Source organism: Fusibacter ferrireducens (genome assembly GCF_015352425.1).
GTDB classification, from domain to species: Bacteria; Bacillota; Clostridia; order Peptostreptococcales; family Acidaminobacteraceae; genus Fusibacter_A; species Fusibacter_A ferrireducens.
In genome coordinates, this window is the sequence record NZ_JADKNH010000008.1 from 95,913 (window position 1) to 115,842 (window position 19,930).

The following is a 19,930-nucleotide window of genomic DNA, read 5'->3' on the forward strand; positions in this document are numbered from 1 at the left end:
GCACCAAATAATTCTGTTTTTTTTTGTGCTAAAGGTATATAATATTAAAAAATGTACAAGGAGGTCTCGTGCAACGTTCACATATACACGTCAAAAAGCTGGAAGCCTTATTGGACGCCAGTAAAATTCTAAACAGCGCCCAAGATACGGATCAAATTTTAAAAACTTTGCTGGAACTTTCCATTGATCTCATAGATGGTTGTGATGCGGGATGTATTTTTTTATATAACAAAGTTTCAGAATTGTTAGAGATGTATGCTTTTGTGGGAATGGGAGATGTCGTAAAAGATGTCAAGATGAAACCCGGAGAATCTATGACAGGTTTGTGTTTCGTACGTAACGAGCCCATTTTTTTCCCAGATAATGATACAGTAAAAAAAGCGATGAGTACCATGTCCGAAGACAATACCAAACTTGCAGTCAAGGGGAAAGTTGTCTCCTCGAAAATCAACAGTTCTATTTGTTGCCCGCTTCTGCATCGCAATGAGACCTTAGGCGTTTTGGTCGTTGATAATTTTAGCAATCAAGTCCCTCTTGTTGCAAGCGATGTTGAACTGCTTCAAGCGATTTCGGTACAAGCTACTATTGCTATCATCAACGCACAAAATTTAGAAAAAGAACTTGAAAACAATCGTGTGCTCGAAGAATACAATAAAATTATCGAAAGTCAGCGTGACAGATACAGATACAGTACACAGGTCCATAGCAAATTTACAAATATGGTTTTGAAAGGCAGCACTATAGAAGATATTATCCACGAGATTAAACAGCTCACTCAAAAAGATATTTTACTCTTAGATATTTTCCATAATATTACGCATCATGCACTGGATCAAGATAATTTAAAAATTCTAGAGATCATCAAACCTCTAATTATTCAAAAGTCGCAAAGAGATTCTAAGATTAGTTTTTATGAAGCGTCCACTGAAAAGCATTATTTTGTCTTCCCTATTATGGTCAATAAAGAAGCTCTAGGTTGGCTCTGCCTCATCAGTAAAACAGCTCCCCTTTTAGAAAATGAAGTCATCACTGCTGAACGTAGTGTCACGATTTTGGCACTTGAATTTCTAAAGCAAAATGAACTCATGGATCTCGAACAATCCCTAAAAGGTGATTTTTTGGATGGCCTGATCCGCAATGATAATCTAGCTTATGTCTTAAAATGTTCTGAAAGTTACCATTTTGATCTCTCTGCATCACATCGTATCCTCTTGATGGATTTTTCATTCGAAAATCAGTCCAAGTTAAACTCGCAAAGTTATGAACGCCGTATAAGGGATTGCATCAAATACTATTATTATCATTTTTCCACATTTTTAAAAAACAATTGTCCAGGATCTGTGGCATTGATAAGACATCATCAAATCGTGTGCATCTTAGAAGTCAACTTGTCATCAGAATCGCTTCAAGTAGATTCGCTACTGGCCTTTGTTCAAACTGAATATCAAAACAATTATTCAAATGTTTTCAAAAATTTACTCATAAAAATTGGCATCAGCAATACTTTCACAGAGATCAGTCAATTTAAAGAAGCTTATGAAAACAGTCGCCACACCGTTCACTTGATTAAAAGCGATCAAGCTTCCGTCAAATGGCTCTACTTTAAAGATATCCACATTAAGAGATTCTTGCTTGCAAATAAGCCAGAAGATCTGATAAGCTATACTCAAAATTTGTTGAATCCTTTATTACATTATAATAACGCTTCGCGTGAAGATTTTTTAAACACTTTGAGCACCTATTTAAAATCCAATTGCAATTGGTCTTATACCAAAGAACAATTGCACATTCACGGGAACACACTCACCTATAGACTAAACCGCATCGAAGAAATTTTGAACCTCGATTTAAACAACTACCAAGATCGACTGCGCCTTCAAATTGCATTTGAGATTCAAGAACTGTTGTTTTAAATATGTCATCTGAAAATACTACCGATTTAAATGCCATTATAAGGAGCTGAATATGATTAAACTTACGGAAATTAAGCACGTTGTTCAGAACATATCCGAGGCAATTGCAAGTGTCTTAAATATGGATGTCATCATTTCAGATAACGAATTCAACAAAATTGGAGACACTAAAAAACATTTTGATCTAGAAGTACTCTATATCAAGGACACTTATGTCATTGGATCTGTTCTAAAATCTGGAAAACCTGTTATCGTCACCGGTAAAGAGGACAATGAAAACTGTGTGGTCTGTAAAGAAAAAAATAAATGTAATCTTCAAGCCATGATCTGCGTGCCCATTAAGTACAACAACTTTATACTTGGGGCAATTGGCCTCATAGCCATTTCTTTGGACTATCGAAAAACACTACTGGACAATCAAGACAACCTCATTGAGTTCTTGAATCGCATGGCGGACCTCATCGTCAGTAAAGTATTAGAACAAGAAGCTTCTGACAAATTACAAGTCGCGATCAATCAGATGATGGCCCTTATCGATTCCGTGGATGAAGGCATCATTGCTGTGGACGAATACGGCACAATCATCTATAAAAATTCTGTCATTAATGATATGTTTCTCTTTAATGAAGCTCAAATTGAAAAGCAGAAAATTTTCGAATTATTGCCTAAACCCTATATTGAAAAACTCGTACACCAGAAAGAAACCTTTAATAACATTGAACTCTCCATCGCACAAAACCAGCACGAATACCATACTTTGGTCTCTGGCAAGCCTGTACTTCTCGGCACCAAAAGTGCAGGTTCTATATTGATCTTTAAAAAAATGGAGGACATCTATAATGTGGTCAACACGATTTCGCTTAACAATCAGTCCACATTATTCGAGGACATTATCGGAGAAGGTCCAGAGATTAAACTCGTTAAAGATAGAGCTAAACTCGTGGCCAACAGCAACTCCACTGTCCTCATCTTAGGAGAAAGCGGCACAGGTAAAGAATTGTTCGCAAGGGCAATCCACTACAGCAGTGACAGACATGAAAAGCCCTTTATCGCCTTTAACTGTGCGGCAATTCCTGAGAGCCTGCTTGAAAGTGAATTGTTTGGCTATGAAGCAGGCTCCTTTACAGGTGCCACTAAAGGCGGCAAACTAGGCAAATTTCAATTGGCTCAAGGTGGCACCATATTTCTAGATGAAATCGGAGATGTCCCCATCCATTTACAGACTAAACTGCTCAGGGTACTACAAGAGAAAAGTTTGGAAAAATTGGGCGGTCACAAAAGTGTTGAGCTCGATATCAGAGTGATCGCCGCCACCAACAAATATCTAGAGCAAATGGTCATCGATGGCTCTTTTCGGGAAGACTTGTTCTACAGACTCAGTGTGATCCCAATCAACATTCCCCCGCTTAGAGAACGCAAAGGTGATATTAAAATATTACTCAATTACTTTTTAAAACATTACAATCAGAAATTGCGTAAAAATATTAAGGGTTTTCATCAAAGTGCTGAGGAGATCTTATTGCACAATAGCTGGAAGGGCAATGTAAGGGAGCTTGAAAATGTCATCGAATACGCTGTTAACATGGAGACGAGTCCCTATATTACCCTCAATAGCATTCCACAACGTATCCGAGTAAGTCAAGTGGAGGAGCAACCTCATATGAAACTTATTCCCCTTGAAGAAATGGAAAGAAATTTGATTTATGAAGCTCTGGAAGTTTACGGACATGGCGTTCAAGATAAAACCAAAGTAGCGCAAGTTCTCGGGATAGGTATTGCAACACTTTACAGAAAAATCAAAAAGTACGATTTATAAAATGCTTAACTCCAATGACCTTTATCTCAAGCGCCTGAGATAGAGGTCTTTTTAAAACAACAAGATTTGAGCCGAAAGCTGCGAAGAGGAATGTTCAACCTCAAACAGCGTCAGCGAAAATCGTTTTGGGACATCGAATGATGGCTCAAAGGTTGTTTGCCTATAAAACATTATTATCATAATGATAAACGCCGAAACAATTGAAATAGAGTGCTCTTCTAAATTTAAACGATCTTAATTATCATTTTGATAAGGATTTCAGAAAAAATAATTATCAAAATGATAATTTGAATGCTCTTGATCACAGCCTCAAACGACGCTTTTCATAGATAAATATTCAATTTTCAGTGTATTCAAACTTTTTGTGCTCTGAATTTTTTTTGGCATCTATCTTGCTTTTATATATTCATGTGATCACATTTAAAAACTTGGGGACAATATTCACTATTTATTATGAGAAGGGGGTACACCATGGAAAAGGAATTAAAATCTAAAGATTTGCCTATCGCTAAACCCGACAAAAATGTATTTTTATATGGCAGTATCATTTTAGGTCTAGCGGCTCTAATCGGCTATTTTACAATTTATAAGAGCTTAAACGGCGAATACACCATAAACTCTGGCGAAGCATTTTTATTGATGCTTGTTGCGCTGGCAATTGGAGAGATTATCTCCATTAAAACCAAAGCACTCATTCCATCTATATTTGTCACAGCTGCACTCTTTATTATTGGATTCTGGACCATTTTTCCAAAAGATATTTTGACAATCGCAGGCGTCGGCCCTGCTTTACCAGGTCTTTTTGTCATGATCATGGTCACACATCTTGGCACGATGTTGGATAAAGATGAGCTCATCGCTCAATGGAAGACTGTAGTATTAACGCTTGCAGGTATGGCTGGAATCTGTATCACCATTATGACTGTGGGGAAATTACTTGTAGGGACACAAATTGCGGCTACCGCCACACCACCTTTAACTGGTGGACTGGTTTCCGCAATCATTATGCAAGGTGCTGTAAAAGGCGATGAATATCTTGTGATTATTGCTATGGCCATGTATGTTTTACAAGGTTTTGTTGGATTTCCGCTGATCAATACATGCCTAAAAATAGAAGGTCGCAATATCCTAAAAAAATTCAGAGCTGGAGAACTCGATTTAAGTGAATATAGTTTAAATTCTAAAACGACAACAGAAAAAAAATCGAAATTTAAAATTTTTCCAGATACACCTAAAGCATATCAAACCGATTATATTATTCTCTTGAAAACATTGGTCTTAGTGGTTATTTCCTCATACCTTCAAACACTCACCAATGGTGCCGTTTCAAAATATGTTTTCGCTTTACTCATTGGTGTGCTCGCAGCTGAAGTTGGATTTATTGAGAGAAAGCCATTGGAGCTTTCAAGAAGTTTTGGCCTCTTTATCACCATCATCATGATGTTCGTGTTTTCTGGCCTCAACAGTGTCACCATAGAAGTTTTAAAATCTATCATTGTGAACTTTGCCATTTTAATAACGCTTGCAGCTGTGGGCATTGCAGTTTTCACAATCCCGCTTGGGAAAAAATTAGGACTAAGCAAGGCCATGTCCTTTGCCATTGGACTTGGAACCATTGCAGGAGGGTTTCCAGCCAGCTATGTACTCAGCAACGAGTCTGCAAAATTGTTATCAGAAACAGACGAAGAATACAAATTATTACTGGAACACTTCCTCCCTAAAACATTGGTTTCAGGATTTGTAAGTGCCACATCGGGCTCAGTAATCATTGCTGGCTTGTTTATAAACCTATTTTTCTAAATAACTCTAAAAAACAATTCTGATCAAAGAAAGGAGATCGCATCATATGTGCAAATTAAATCAACCAAAGAACACATCTAACGCAGAAATCAACAAACTCAGAGGTGCTATTATCCATAGAGGCTTGTGGATGGGATTAATCTTAAAAGAAGCTAAGGATAAGGGTTTAGATTGGGAAAGCATCGGCAGAAATGCTGTTTTTAACACAGGAAAAATTCATGGCGATGGCATCAAAGAACGCATGACGGATAAGGATAGTCTTGTGGATTTTGGAAACACATTTTTCACAGAAGATATTCGCAATATCTTTGAAATTAAGGTTACCGAGATCACAGAAGAAGTCCTCAGATTAGAGTACGGTCACTGCCCTCTTGTTACTGCATGGCAATCTGTGGGGATTGAAGGCGAATTTTTGGATAAGCTCTGTGACATTGCAATGTGTGGCGATCGAGGTATTGAAAGTCGTTTTGATCAATTTGACTTTGAACTCGGCAAGACCATTGCTCAAGGCTATGACAAATGTGAAGTCAATTTTTACAGAAAAAAATAGGTCCTAAAAGTTAACCTATAGCTTTCATTCTGGCGCCAGATGGGAATCCCACTTGGCGCCAGAATTTTAATACTGGAGGTCAAAATGAATTTAACGATAAATGCGTTGAGAAACGAAATCATTGGAAATAGTAAAGAGATTCAAACCCCTTATGGCAGACGTCTTCTCACTTATGCAGATTACACCGCATCTGGTCGAACTGTGCATTTTATAGAAAAGTATCTGCTGAATCTTCAAGAGTCCTATGCCAACTCACACACTGAAGACAGCTATACAGGCAAAGCCATGACCACCTATCTGCATCAAGCTGAAAATCGAATTAAAGCACTCCTCCATGCTACCGATGATCATTATGTAATCCCTGTGGGCACAGGTTCCACAGGTGCCATACAAAAGCTGTGTGAAATCTTGGGCTTGTACGTGCCGCCAAAGCTAGATCATTATTTAGAAGGCACTCTTGAAGCTCATGTAAAACAAGCGCCTGTGGTCTTTATCGGACCATACGAACACCATTCAAACGATCTGATCTGGCGTGAGAGTATTGCTGAAGTCGTCACAATTGCCCTGAATAAAGAAGGTGGCATAGACCTAAACGATCTCAAATTAAAGCTCCAACAACCCCAATATAATAACCGTTTAAAGATAGGATCGTTTTCAGCTGCTTCGAATGTCAGCGGTGTCAAATCCCCATTATATGAAATTGCAGAAATCCTTCATGCCCATGACGCTTTGGCCTGTTTTGATTTTGCAGCAAGTGGTCCTTATGTGGAAATCAACATGAATTATAATGCCGTCTCTTATTTCGATGCCATCTACCTTTCCCCGCATAAATTCTTAGGAGGCCCCGGTTCAAGTGGCTTGCTCGTCATCAAAAAGAATATATATGATTGTACCTTGGCGCCCACTGTGGCTGGTGGAGGAACTGTGGATTATGTCAGTTCATTTGGCTATGATTTTACTTCTGATCCCGAGTCGCGTGAAAAAGCGGGTACACCGGGTATTCTCCAAATCTTAAAAACGTGTCTCGCTATGGAACTCAAAGCGGAGATTGGCCCCGAAAAAATTGAAACCATTGAACGTCAATACATTGCCATCGTCATGGGACATCTATCAGAAAATTCGAACATTGAAATTTTAGGCCCTATGGATCCCAATAAGCGCATCAGTATTTTATCCTTTAATATCAAATACAAAGACCGTTATCTACACCACCGATTTGTGGCACGTCTTTTAAACGACTTATTTGGTATTCAATCCCGTGCAGGCTGCGCGTGTGCAGGTCCATATGGTCATGCTTTGCTTGGCATCGACAGAAACACCTCTGAAATCTTCAGAGATTTCATCAGTAAAGGGACACACTCTCTTAAACCGGGATGGGTTCGTGTCAACTTTCATTATGCCATGTCTTCAGAGCAAGTGAAATTTATCATAGATGCCATCCACTTTGTCGCTGATTTTGGCTATCTCTTCTTGCAAGACTATCAGTTGGATCGCAAATCTGGTGCATGGACGCCAAAACACTTCAATATGGAGAACACCATATCGCCGTTTGGTCTCAGGACTGCTTTAGATGATCCAGAGCAGACATGGCCAGAAAAGTCGTCTAGCACACACGCATCTGCATATAAGCAGTATATGGATCAAGCCCACCTATTAGCTTGTAAGTTAAAGAAGACTTTCTATCCATCTTTCCAATTTTATGATGATGCAATTATGGAAAGCAACCGGTGGTTTTATATTTTAAACATGATTTAGTACGATCAAAAAGCCGTACAACTCTGAATCTAGAGCTGTACGGCTTTTGTATTTGCTGCTTTGTATCGCATATAAATTATAATATCTGAGATAAGAACTCTATTGCACGTGGATGCTTCGTATGATTAAAGACTTCATCTGGTGTCCCTTGCTCTGCAATAACACCCTCATACATAAACCAAACACGATCGCTTACCTCTCTGGCAAAGCCCATTTCATGTGTGACGATTACAGTGGTCATTCCTGTAATCGCCAGTGACTTAATAACTTCCAGCACGCCCTTGACCATCTCAGGATCAAGTGATGAAGTTGGTTCGTCAAAGAGCAGTACTTTAGGGTCCATTGCCATGGCACGCACTATGGCAAGCCTTTGCTTTTGTCCCCCAGATAATTTTCTAGGATACTCATTGACTTTGTCTTGTAAGCCTACTTTTTCAAGCAGTTCCAGTGCTTTTTGCTCTGCGGCTTCCTTCGTCATCACCTTATTCAAAACAGGTGCAAGTGTGATATTCTCAAGAACAGACAGATGCGGAAAGACATTGAAATGCTGAAAAACCATGCCCATCTTTCTTCTGTGAATGGTTGGGTCAACACTTTTATCTAAAATATTAGTGCCTTCAAAGATCACCTTGCCTGCTGTGGGAATTTCAAGCTGATTCATACATCTTAAGAGTGTACTCTTGCCACAGCCGCTTGGTCCTATTATCGTCACAACTTCTTTTTCTTTGATGGTTTCATTGATGCCTTTAAGGACCTCAAGTTCACCAAAATACTTATGCAAATCCACGATTTCAATTAAAGGTTTATCAATCATTTGCATTTAACCTCCTTTCAACCACTTTCATCCCGTGGGATAAAGTCAGTGTGATCACAAGATATATGAATCCCACGATAATCAATGGTTCAAGTGCCAAAAATGCGTTGGACTGAACGGTTTTAAATGCGGTCATAAGCTCTCCAACAAAGAATATTGAAGCAATAGACGTTTCCTTGATCATAACTATAAATTCATTTCCAAGTGCAGGCAATATATTTTTAATCGCTTGCGGCAATATGACTTTAAGCATAATATTGCGTTCTGTAAGCCCTAAACTAAGCGCTGCCTCCCGCTGTCCTGAATCAACTGCCTGAATACCTGCACGAACACATTCTGCCACATAGGCGCTAGAATTGATACAGAGTGCAATTAAAACACTGGTTAAATCTGAAATATTAGGGAAGATATAAGGCAATCCCAACCAAAACAGATAGAACTGTAAAAGAATAGGCGTTCCGCGAATGACTTCAATATAAACCAAGGCAATTGATTTGGATACTTTGTTCTTAGACATTCTCACAATAGCGATTAGAGTGCCCAAAACTGTACCCAATATAACAGCAACTAATGCAATCCAGATGGTATACCAAAGACCTACTAGAAAAACCATCCAGTACTTATCTAGAATTCGAATAATATTATCAATCATTTATTATTCTCCTAATTTTTGAGCTTGTTCTGTGGCTTCATCCCACCATTTAAGATAAAGATCGTCTGCTCTCATCTTAGCAATGGCTTCATTAACCGCTTCAATTAACTCAGTTTCTCCCTTTGGACAAGCGACCACAGTAACGTCCTTTGTTCCCTCAAAAATAGGTGTTGCCATTGCTAAATCAGGATTAGCATCCACAAAGAGCGCCCCATTGTCATAAGATACTGCCACTGCATCCACTTTACCTGATTGTAAAGCTAAGATTGCATTTTGAACACTATCAAAAGGTTTACCTACTAAATCTTTAACTTGCGCATTAGCATACATTTCTTGGAGTGTTCCCTTTTGGTACGCGATCTTTTTGCCTGTAAATGCCGCTAAATCTGGATAGGCATCCACAGTATCTGCTTTTAGTACAAAGCCATGTTTTGAATCTGTATCATAATATGAATCACTCAATTCCATCGCTTCAGCTCTTTCTGGTGTATATCCCATACCAGAAATCGCCATGTTGTATTTACCTGTAGAGATTCCTGTCAACACTGCCGACCACTCAAGCGGTACGATTTCAAGTTCAACACCTAATTGCTCTGCAATATACTTTGCAAGTTGAACATCAGCACCTTTGTACTGATCTTGACCCGTTTCATTTACATCAATAAATTCATAAGGCGCAAAATAAGGTTCCATAATAACTTGTAGCTTACCTTCTGCTTTAATTTTTTCAAGTAAGTTTGCAGGTTCCGTATTTTCCGTTTTTTCTTCTGCTTGAACCTCAGTTTTGTCTGCTGCTGCTGGCTCTTCTTTCTTTGCGCAACCACTTAAGCCCCCCAAAACAAGAATTACAGCTAATAAAAGTGTCATTATTGTTTTAATTGATTGCATATTCATTTTTTCTCTTTTCATAATATCCCTCCATTTTTTTATTTATACTTGATCTGTGATTGAAAACTTTCATCACAGAAAATATCCAGTGCTGTTGCCGCCATTGATTTTGCCCCTTTATGGAGCAATTCGTACGCAAATTTCGAATTGGCCACATCTAAAAATTCGACATCATGTGTCTGTGCCTTACTGTATGCAGCTGTACCGATGTAGCCATAAGCCGTCGGACAGGCGTAAGATACATTGCCTATGTCCGTACTCCCTGCATGATAAATATCTTCCTTTACAAACTCTGTGATGCCTTGCGCCATCATATTTTGCCTCAATTTTTCCTGTAATTCTGGTACCATTTTATAGTCATAAAACGTGTTTTTAGCCCTTCTATAGGTCAGTGTCGCACCTGTCATGAGTTCAGCACCACGTGCACAGTTGATCACACGCTGTACAATTTTCTCTAGATAATCTTTGTCTGCTGCACGAACGAATAACTGCATACTGCATTGATCTGGTACAGTGTTGCACACAGCACCACCTTCTTTTATAATACCGTGAATGCGAACGTCTGAAGACACATGTTGCCGAAGTGCGTTGACGCCTGCAAAAGTCAACTGACAAGCGTCAAGTGCGTTAATACCGTCTTCAGGTCTTGCCGATGCGTGAACGGCAAATCCCTTAAACTCAAATGTGAGATCTGTACAGGCAAGTGCCACACATTCCACAGCATTGTATTCTCCTAAGTGAATCTGAAAAGCAGCATCCAAATCGTCAAAGCCACCAGCTTCCATAATATCAATTTTACGCCCTTCGGTTTCCTCTGCCGGCGTTCCAATGAAAACAATTTTACCTTTAAAATGTGACTTAATTGACTTTAAGGCCGCGCAAGCTGCAAATGTACTTGCTGCAATCCAGTTATGCCCACATGCGTGTCCCAATTCATCCTTATTGGGGCCATACCCTGGTAAAGCATCGTATTCGGCCAAAAAAGCCACTTTAGGCCCTTCATCATCGCCATACTCACATCTAAAGGCAGTGGGCAAACCGCAGTAAGGATAGGTCACTTCAAAACCCAATTTTCTCATCTGATTTGTCAAAAATTCTGCTGAATAAAATTCTTGATCTCCCAATTCAGGATGCTCAAAAATTTCATTGCTGATGTACTCACCCAACTCAGCGATTTGATCTTCTGCTTTGTATAAGAGTTCTTTCAACGCATTTATTTCCATTTCCACTTAATCACTCCCCATTTCTAGATTAATGTAAAATTATAGATGTCCATTATTACCTGATGGCCGTTTATAATAAAAAAAAGTAGAAACACTCATTTTTATGCGAATTTAAACACTTCATAATTCGCCTGAAAAATGTATCTACAACATTAAATACAATCTATATTTACTTACTCTCATAAACTCTATAAATATGCAAAACGACCGAATGTAAATCTACTTAATGTAAATCTACTTAATGAATTATTATTCTATATTATAATTTATAGAGACCCATCTGTAAAGCTTTTTTTTATGTTCTAAAACCATTTTACGCATTTATGTATCAATGTTTTTTTTACAAAACACAAACTATCCGTCTCCTGAGAAATATGTATCTATATGCCCTCTTTCTCATTAATATTCATTTTGAAATGTCCTACGCCTATTTTAGACGCTCCCATTAAACTTTTAAAACTTAAAGTATTGACCTTTTGATTAAAAATTTCTTGCTTGGATGGATTATTTTAAGGTACACTTTAATATAAGTCTATCTAAAACAATTTGATTAGAGGTATTTCATGAATAAAAAGAATTTTTCTTTATCCATTATGATATTATATGTCCTGCTTTCTGCACTTTCGTTCGGGGTGTCACAGGCGCAATACACCGATCAGAATGCTCAGATTCTATTTGTCTCTCCAAATGGGAATGATTTGAATGATGGTACAATAAATCAGCCCTTGGCGAGTATTCAACACGCCATCGATATCGCCTCACCGGGTACCACCATCCAGCTGCGCAATGGCATCTACTACGAAGCCTTCAACGTAAACCGTTCGGGAAATCAAGCTGACGGATACATTAAAATCACTCCTTATGCGTCAGAGCACGCCATTATCGACGGCTCAAGAATCAATGCAAAAGTGGCATCCGATGAATTGATTCGAATTGAAGGGCAATCCTATATTCAAATAGAAGGCCTTGAATTTAGAAACTTGAACCTCGAATACGCAAGGGGCATTTATATCCTAAATGGGAGCCATGATATCATCATAAGTGGCAATACATTCCACGATATCAACACCACCAAGCTCGAAAAAGACAATTTCGGCGGTGCCAATGCCATCACGGTTAAAAGTTATGACGAAAAACTGAGAAACTACAATCTTACCATAGAAAATAATCACATTTATGATTGCATTCTCGGTTTTTCGGAAGCCTTAGTACTCTCAGGAAACACCACAGATTTTACCATTGCACACAATACCATTAATCATGTGACTAACATTGGAATCGATATTGCTGGACACTACGGCGAATATAAGGGCAATCCCGATACGAATCAAGCGCGCAACGGCTTAATTGATAGCAATTTATTAATAGATTGTAAGTCTGATTATGGCAGCGGCGCTGCATCAGGCATATACGTGGATGGCGGGAGAGATCTCGTCGTTTCGAACAATGTTGTTACGGACTCAGACTATGGCATCACTCTGGGATGTGAAACCCCTGGAAAAACGGTCTCTGGCGTTACAGTTACCTCTAATGTCGTATACAAGAATCAGAAATCCGGCATCGCCATAGGCGGATATAAGGAAGGCTTGGGATCGGTTATAGATTGTGACATCACTTTAAACAAGACTTATAAGAACAATTTGGCTGGCAAGAGTTATCAAAGTGAAATAACGCTAAAAATCAGTGAAAACATTGAAATCACAGACAATATTTTCTACAGCTCTCAAACTCAAAAACCCAACTTCTCAAGAGATAAAAAATACTATCCAATACTCTATAATGAACTCCCTGCGAAAAATATTACACTTGCCAACAACATCTATTTTTCATCAGCTGGCATGAATGACACTTACTTCAGATGGCAGGATCGAGAGTATATCGGCTTCACGGCTTATAAAGCTGCCACAAACTTAGATCTTTCTTCAAAATTTTATGATCCACTTTTCAAAATGCCTGAAAGAGGGGATTTGAATTTAGAGCCTTTTAAGAGTCCTATAAAATTGGATGGCTCCAATTCCGATTGGGTTGAAAATATACCCTTTTATGTTTCTCCAAAAGAACTCTCCATTTTCAGTGTTACAAACGACATGCGCTCGCTTTATTTAATTTATGAACCCATCCATTCCGATGGCATTATTTCAATCTATCTGGATACAGATCATTCCGCCTCAACGGGTTACAAGACTTATAGATGGCAAAATGCTGGTGTGGATTATTTAATCGAAAACAATATCTTATACAAATACATCGGCAACGGTTCTGACTGGGCATTTCAAAGAATTATGCACACAGAGTATGCCTTTGGAGATTCTGCGTCGGAGTATAAGGTACCGCTTTCAAGCATGGATATAGCGTCAGGCAACCGCATTCGAATTGGAATAATATCCAAAACAAATTTTCAACTTCCAAGCCGATTGCTCCCAATGTCCTCTTTTAACGTCCAATAAAAAAGCTGTCTCAAGACATCCTTTGAGACAGCTTTTTCACATCATTTTATTGGGCATATTCACCATTGTAATTGACTAAGATCGCTTCTGAAACGCCTTCAACATCTGAGATTTCCTCAACAAATGTCGTATTCGAAGTCTTGAGTTTGACTTCAACAGTGAGTTCGATTTTACCATTTTTAATTGACTTGGATTTGACTGAGTATGGGAATCTGCTGAGTACGCTCTTAATCCCCGAATATGCCTTCTCCTCATAATTGACAATCAAGATAAAGGTCTTATCCTTGTTTCTATATAAGTTCATGGATAAGATGGCCATGCCAATCACAACTGAGCCCATAAACGAAAGCGGATAAATACCAGCTCCTATGGTGATTCCCATTGTGATGGCCCAAAACATAAAAACAATATCCAGCGGATCTTTAACGGCTGTACGAAACCTTACAATTGAAAGTGCCCCAACCATTCCCAGAGACAACACAATATTCGAGCTGATGGTCATAACCACCAGTGTGGTGATCATGGTCATTAGAACCAGTGAGTAATTAAATGTAAAACTATAGACGACACCTTTAAAAGATTTTTTGTAAACAAAGTAGATAAACATCCCAACCAGATACGATATCACCAGGCCAATTATAATGTCCACCGTAGAAATTCTACCGAACTTATCACTGTTGAGTACACTGTTTTTAATAATATCTGTGAAATTCGTTTCAGCTAATAACATCATTTTAATCCCCAATCGTTGTTTATTAATGCCTCTCTGCACATCACATATTTGGATATAGAAAGTGGTTTCTTGTCAACATTTGAAAGCAACTGCTTTATAATTTCAGGCAGAAAGTCATCGTATTTGACCTCTAAAATCAATTGATTGTCAGGCATCATCGGCCTACCCACGGTGTCAGCGAACATCTCTCCAATATTGCTAGATGCACTCAATTTTTTATCAAAAGTAATCCTTACATTCCCTGCTTTCATGATATAGGCTTCCCGGGTGTAGTCAACTAAAACTTTCGGTCGAAGCCATTTGGACTTGTACTCGGCAAAAAACTCATTTGCAACGTTATCTTTCACACCAATCAATGCGCCAACATCGCCACGCATAATATCGTCAAACATAACACGTGTAAGCGAAAAGTCCTCTTTATTGGTATTCTGATTGTATTTTCTCTTGCGCTCCAATTTAATAACTTGATCAGAATAATTATAAATTCTTATTCTAAACTTCTTTCGATTGAGAACACCAGCATTTTTTTCATATAAAGCACTGTCCCAAATGTCATCAAAGTAAAGGCTCCTAATGAAATACCCCTCTTCACCTGAATGATCATCCATCATCATAGTGGCTTTGAGGATGTTTCTGAGCTTCACATAGTCAAAATAGGCAATATGATATTTGAGTTCATTTCTAAGCTTCATTTTCATCATAGCTTCAATCCACCTGCACTTCAAGCACACCGAAATACGACACGTCTTCGAGATCTGTATAGGTGTCAAACGCAATCATTGAGTTGCCAGAAGTATCTCTTACTTTCGTTCTCATATAATAAGTGCCCTTTTCCAGTTTCAAAAAAGCTTCTGTCTCGTTGAGTCCCAAAGCCGAATATACAATATTCATCATGTCCGGAGTCGTTGAAACTTCTAGGTCATACACCAACTGATCATTTTGTAAATCAAAAGAATTCCCCCAGCTGAAATACGCCTCTCCATCTCTCATCTCCACTGGATTTTGGAAAAAGGGCATGGGTTTCTGCTTGGAAGCCTCGTAGGTTTCATAATTTTTTTGAGGTATAGATGGTATCAAATTATAGGCTTTCGCAAATGCCTCAGGTGAAGAATTCATCCTCATCAAGGCTTCTGGTTTCGATTGAGATTTTAAGACCTCTGGGTAATATGTCGATAAAAAATGATTAATCTGATCTTCATTATAAAAACGTATCAGCTCATCAATTTTTTGATCCAACTGAACCACATTTTCTTTCTTTCTCAAAAAACGATTATTGAGTTTCGATCCCCATAAGTTCTGAATCCCAAACTGCCATTCGGAGTAAAGACTATTGCGGTCCTCTAAACTGTGCTCATCGATCCATCCCCATGCACCATCACAATCCCAAGGTATAAAATACCAGTTTTCAATGGCCTGTGGACTGTAGAGAAAAAAGTTCTGACTCACTGTGTCATTGTTGCCTATAATGATATTAGACGCAAGCCAAGTCAAATAATTTTCTCGATTAAAATGTTTCTCTATAACCTCATCTATATCTATGGCATTATTGTTGAGATCATTCAACATGTTCAAAAGTTTACTGTGGTCATCACTGCCTCTTATTTCCAATCTCTCATCAAACTTTTCTTGATCATAATCCGTATCCGTTTTTAGCTTTAAGGTGTCAAAATATCTGTGAAATTCAAAGCTGTTGGCCTTGTAAAGTTGACCTTCTCGATCTAAACCATGAGCACTTAAATATCTTTTATTGACCTGTTCAACATGTGTAAACAGACCATAGTCAACGAATTCACCTTCTGTCCCCTTTGAGTTATCCTTGATATGAAGTCTGACAAACTGGGTTCTCAAACTAGCAACATTTGGCAAAATCTCATAAAAGTCAAAGCTCAGCTTATTTCTAACGCGACTCTTATCATAGGGATGATAATTCAAATTGAGCACTTTTTGACCGCCCCAAAGTGCCGCTTTATCTGAGAGCGTAATCTTGTAAGACTTATATGGCGATCGACTCGTTGACCTGCCTCTGGGTTCAAGTATAGCATTGGCTACTTTGGGACTCATGCTCAATATCCCTTGTTTTGGGCCATTCTCATCTCCAATTTGAAAAACGGCTTTGGCTGCAGGTTTTTTATTGACACTATCATAGGCAAATTTATACGCCAAAAGATCATCATGTGTTGAATACTTATCACTGTCAGGTTGAAGGATAGTGACATATACATCAATCACTTCGCCATCTTTATCATTTGAGTAAACGCTTTCGTTGTCTACTATAGGTATTTGAATGCTGGACTCAATCACAGGTTCAGCATAGGGATATTCATAATGCGTTTCTACGCGCTCATCCACATCCAAGTAAGCTTGATACATAGAATAGCCTAAAAATAAAATCAAAATGAATATGATTGCAATCAATATCGTATTAATGTTAATGCTTCGTTTCATGCGCTCCCCCTACTATCAAGATTTGGCTCCAAACATCATCACCACTTTTGCCAATCTGGAAAACAATCCTGATGGTTTTACTTGCAACAACGGCTGGTTACAATAGGTATAATAATCTAAGTTTTTCATATAGTAGCTTAATCTATAATATCCAATTACAAAAGTAACCACAGTTGATAAGAAAAATCCAAAACCTGTAGCACGATCTCCAAACCTCAATGAGATTATGGTGAACACCAAATCCGTCATAAAGAACGAAAAACTCACCATTGTGGCCCCCTGAATATCGTCAAAATAGAGTAGAACCATGACGCACACATAAATTCCCGCATAAATATAGCATCCAAACGTCAAAATGCTGTATATGTCCACTGAAGATTGAGATACGCCCATTCTTGGAAGCAATACTCTTCCTAAAAGTAAGAATACAATTGTGAAAAACAACTGAATCTCCATAACGCCAGAGTACTCCTGATAGAGTGCCCGAATCATGGTTTTCTTAGAGGATTCCATCTCCTTAAGCCCACCACCATGTATGATTTGATCGTAATAGTCCTTATATCGGTCGTAGAAGTTTGTTTCAAAGAAAATAATAAAAAATATCATTGCAGGAATGACAGTCATAAATGCGTAGAACATCGGCACATCATAAAAGGGTGCCACTCTAAACGTCGTCGCCACAACAGTTGCATCATCAGTCATCCAATACACCATATTCTGTATATAAATGCCTGCATTCATAAAAAAGCCCACCCAAACCAAACGCCCGTAGATGTCTAAGCTTTCAATCACTCGAACGCTAAACTGCTCACGTGTTTTAAATACAGATCGAATATAATAAATCAACCTTGTGGCAATGATACTAAAAGTCACCAAAATCGCAAAGAGATAATAATTCGAATTTCTCACATCCAATATGAACATGATAATCGTCACCAATACGCCTATCAGCACCCCTGAAAGGTATATTCTGAAAATTTTCTTATAGTTCTTAATCGCTGTAATTATTATAGCATACTCCCACACTATTATGAGAATCATAAACAAGCAATACGCCATAAGAGCCGTAATAAAATCAAGGCTTGAAAAATATAAAAATACAAGTGCTTCAACCGTCCCTATTGCAAGGGATACTATAATTGCGAAATCAAGTCCGTTGAGAATCTCCTCCAGCTTTTCCACATACATCATATCAGCAAAAAATCGAGAGAGATACATGGCGGCTCCGCCAGATATGAGCAAAGAAAAGATAAATGCATATTGAATCACTGCCACAAACACTTGACGGCTGAGATAATTTTCACCTTTTTCTTCCAATAGATACTGCATGAAAGTAATGAGTAAAATACATAAAATCATCGGCCCAACTGTAACCACAAATGAATAGAGAAATGCTCTTAGTCCTCTCAATATGCCTCTTTCACTATAGAGTTTTTTCAGTTCAAATCCAATTCCTGCCATTCCAGATCACCTATTACCCATTTCTTCATAAATATCCATATAACTGTTCACCATCATTTCTCTTCTGAAGTAATTGTCCACACGTTTCATGGCAATTTCACCCATTTCTTTCCTCAAAGGTTCATCTCTCAATAACTTAACGATGCTCTTTGAAAGCGTCACATAGTCCATAATCGGCACAACAACACCACATTTCCCCAGTCTATCTGCACTGCCATAAATTACTTCTTTACAGCTGCCAACATCTGTGGCGATGTTCGGCTTGCCACAGGCCATGGTTTCAAGTAGCGATAGCGGTTGACCTTCACTTATGCTTGAAAGTACGAAAAGATCCGAATGAGGTATATAGGACTTTACATCCGCTTTACCTGTAAAAGTAAGATCTTTGAGTTTTAGGTCCTCCACAAGTTGTATGCATTCATTGTAGTAATCTTCATCTTCATCTATGGGACCAATAATAACGAACTCCGTCTCAGGTAATTCTTGCTTAACCAATGCAAATGCCGATATCATGGTCTTTATATCCTTTATGGGAACCACTCTTACAATAGCACCCACCGAGTATTTCAAATTGGGTTTCCGAATGGGTTCTACTTTTGCCAGTTTGGAAAAACCATCATAATCAACGCCATTTGGAATAATGCTAATGATATTTTCATTACAGCCCAGTGTAATCTCTACTTCTTTGTTCCGATTAAAAAGAGTAATTACTCGATCGGCATAATCATATGAACATCTGGATAAGTTATAGAAGAACTCGATCCACATATTTTTATAGTAGTTTTTCATCCATGTGGCCTTTATAATCTCAATTTCTCTTTCTCTTGTGTAAATGCCATGCTCTGTTATGATTAGTGGCTTCCCATACCGTCTTTTGGCGAGACTTCCAACGATTCCAGCGTACCCCGTTGAAGGGGCGTGGTAGACATCCGCTTCAGGAATATCATGCTTCATAATATGAAAGAGCGGCAACAAAAGCGATCTCATTGTCCAAAAAAATTCCGTAAAAGGCGTTTGAGAATAGGATTCCACATAAGCCTGATACACAATGTCAAAAAAATCTCGAGAAAGCAAAAAATCTTGAACTGCATTTACTTTTTTTTGTTCAATGAGCTTGAACAAGTGGTCCCAATCAAATGGCCTACCCAATATAAGTTCTTTTATGGTTTCTCTTTCCAAGATCGAAAATTTCAATTTACTCTGCTTGACAACCGGTTCATTTTTCCACGAATCCAAAAAAACCTCAGAGACACCAGAAACATTTTTAGGCAGATCATACTTAAAATCACCTCTAGATTTCTCTTCAGGTGCGATTGCATAGATTACGAATTCATACATGTCCATATTCTGTATCAATGTATTCACCCAACTGGATACACCACCTGTTATATAGGGATAGCTGCCTTCAGCAATAATACAAATTTTCATCTTCT

The 19,930-nt window shown here is 38.4% G+C and carries 15 protein-coding genes; 6 read left to right on the top strand and 9 right to left on the bottom strand.

What is annotated here, in order from left to right; genetic code table 11:
* Positions 1 to 68: 68 nt before the first annotated feature.
* The 5 genes from ISU02_RS13785 to ISU02_RS13805 all read left to right on the top strand — a co-directional run bounded on the left by ISU02_RS13785 (position 69) and on the right by ISU02_RS13805 (position 7,834).
* Positions 69 to 1,913: a helix-turn-helix domain-containing protein gene (locus tag ISU02_RS13785; protein WP_194702428.1), complete on the top strand. Its 1,845-nt coding sequence runs from the start codon at positions 69 to 71 to the stop codon at positions 1,911 to 1,913.
* A 52-nt stretch (positions 1,914 to 1,965) separates the two neighbouring features.
* The gene (locus tag ISU02_RS13790) at positions 1,966 to 3,729 is read left to right on the top strand and encodes a sigma-54-dependent Fis family transcriptional regulator (RefSeq protein WP_194702429.1); all 1,764 of its coding nucleotides are present in this window, start codon (positions 1,966 to 1,968) and stop codon (positions 3,727 to 3,729) included.
* Positions 3,730 to 4,200: 471 nt separating this feature from the next.
* Entirely contained in the window at positions 4,201 to 5,529 is a 1,329-nt protein-coding gene (locus ISU02_RS13795) for a hypothetical protein (RefSeq protein ID WP_228727825.1), read from the top strand.
* A gap of 46 nt (positions 5,530 to 5,575) precedes the next feature.
* Positions 5,576 to 6,079 (top strand): L-2-amino-thiazoline-4-carboxylic acid hydrolase, encoded by a 504-nt coding sequence (locus ISU02_RS13800; RefSeq protein WP_194702430.1) that lies wholly within the window; start codon positions 5,576 to 5,578, stop codon positions 6,077 to 6,079.
* An 84-nt stretch (positions 6,080 to 6,163) separates the two neighbouring features.
* Positions 6,164 to 7,834: an aminotransferase class V-fold PLP-dependent enzyme gene (locus ISU02_RS13805; protein ID WP_194702431.1), complete on the top strand. Its 1,671-nt coding sequence runs from the start codon at positions 6,164 to 6,166 to the stop codon at positions 7,832 to 7,834.
* A 76-nt stretch (positions 7,835 to 7,910) separates the two neighbouring features.
* Here the strand turns inward: ISU02_RS13805 and ISU02_RS13810 are convergent, their stop codons facing one another.
* From ISU02_RS13810 to ISU02_RS13825, 4 genes are read right to left on the bottom strand one after another with little or no spacing between them, the layout of a single operon-like run.
* Positions 7,911 to 8,654: an amino acid ABC transporter ATP-binding protein gene (locus ISU02_RS13810; protein ID WP_323985047.1), complete on the bottom strand. Its 744-nt coding sequence runs from the start codon at positions 8,652 to 8,654 to the stop codon at positions 7,911 to 7,913.
* Entirely contained in the window at positions 8,641 to 9,300 is a 660-nt protein-coding gene (locus tag ISU02_RS13815; protein WP_194702432.1) for an amino acid ABC transporter permease, read from the bottom strand. Before ISU02_RS13815 ends, ISU02_RS13810 begins: the two co-directional genes overlap by 14 nt.
* 3 nt (positions 9,301 to 9,303) lie before the next feature.
* Positions 9,304 to 10,209, bottom strand: a complete 906-nt coding sequence (locus tag ISU02_RS13820) for a transporter substrate-binding domain-containing protein (protein ID WP_194702433.1) — start codon at positions 10,207 to 10,209, stop codon at positions 9,304 to 9,306.
* 17 nt (positions 10,210 to 10,226) lie between these two features.
* Positions 10,227 to 11,411 (bottom strand): amidohydrolase, encoded by a 1,185-nt coding sequence (locus ISU02_RS13825; protein ID WP_194702598.1) that lies wholly within the window; start codon positions 11,409 to 11,411, stop codon positions 10,227 to 10,229.
* A gap of 563 nt (positions 11,412 to 11,974) precedes the next feature.
* On the opposite strand from ISU02_RS13825, the gene ISU02_RS13830 reads away from it, so the two are divergent.
* Positions 11,975 to 13,858, top strand: coding sequence for a right-handed parallel beta-helix repeat-containing protein (locus ISU02_RS13830; RefSeq protein WP_194702434.1), 1,884 nt, complete (start codon positions 11,975 to 11,977; stop codon positions 13,856 to 13,858).
* 46 nt (positions 13,859 to 13,904) lie between these two features.
* Here ISU02_RS13830 and ISU02_RS13835 read toward each other — a convergent pair whose 3' ends face one another.
* The 5 genes from ISU02_RS13835 to pelF are packed head-to-tail and all read right to left on the bottom strand — an operon-like array spanning position 13,905 to position 19,925.
* On the bottom strand, positions 13,905 to 14,591 hold the full coding sequence (locus ISU02_RS13835; protein ID WP_228727826.1) for a DUF4956 domain-containing protein: 687 nt from the start codon (positions 14,589 to 14,591) through the stop codon (positions 13,905 to 13,907).
* On the bottom strand, positions 14,588 to 15,292 hold the full coding sequence (locus ISU02_RS13840; protein WP_194702435.1) for a polyphosphate polymerase domain-containing protein: 705 nt from the start codon (positions 15,290 to 15,292) through the stop codon (positions 14,588 to 14,590). Before ISU02_RS13840 ends, ISU02_RS13835 begins: the two co-directional genes overlap by 4 nt.
* Before the next feature lie 4 nt (positions 15,293 to 15,296).
* Entirely contained in the window at positions 15,297 to 17,036 is a 1,740-nt protein-coding gene (locus tag ISU02_RS13845) for a CotH kinase family protein (protein WP_194702436.1), read from the bottom strand.
* 15 nt (positions 17,037 to 17,051) lie between these two features.
* Entirely contained in the window at positions 17,052 to 18,497 is a 1,446-nt protein-coding gene (gene pelG, locus ISU02_RS13850; protein ID WP_194702437.1) for an exopolysaccharide Pel transporter PelG, read from the bottom strand.
* Between the two features lie 6 nt (positions 18,498 to 18,503).
* Positions 18,504 to 19,925: a GT4 family glycosyltransferase PelF gene (gene pelF / locus ISU02_RS13855; protein WP_194702438.1), complete on the bottom strand. Its 1,422-nt coding sequence runs from the start codon at positions 19,923 to 19,925 to the stop codon at positions 18,504 to 18,506.
* Positions 19,926 to 19,930: the final 5 nt, after the last annotated feature.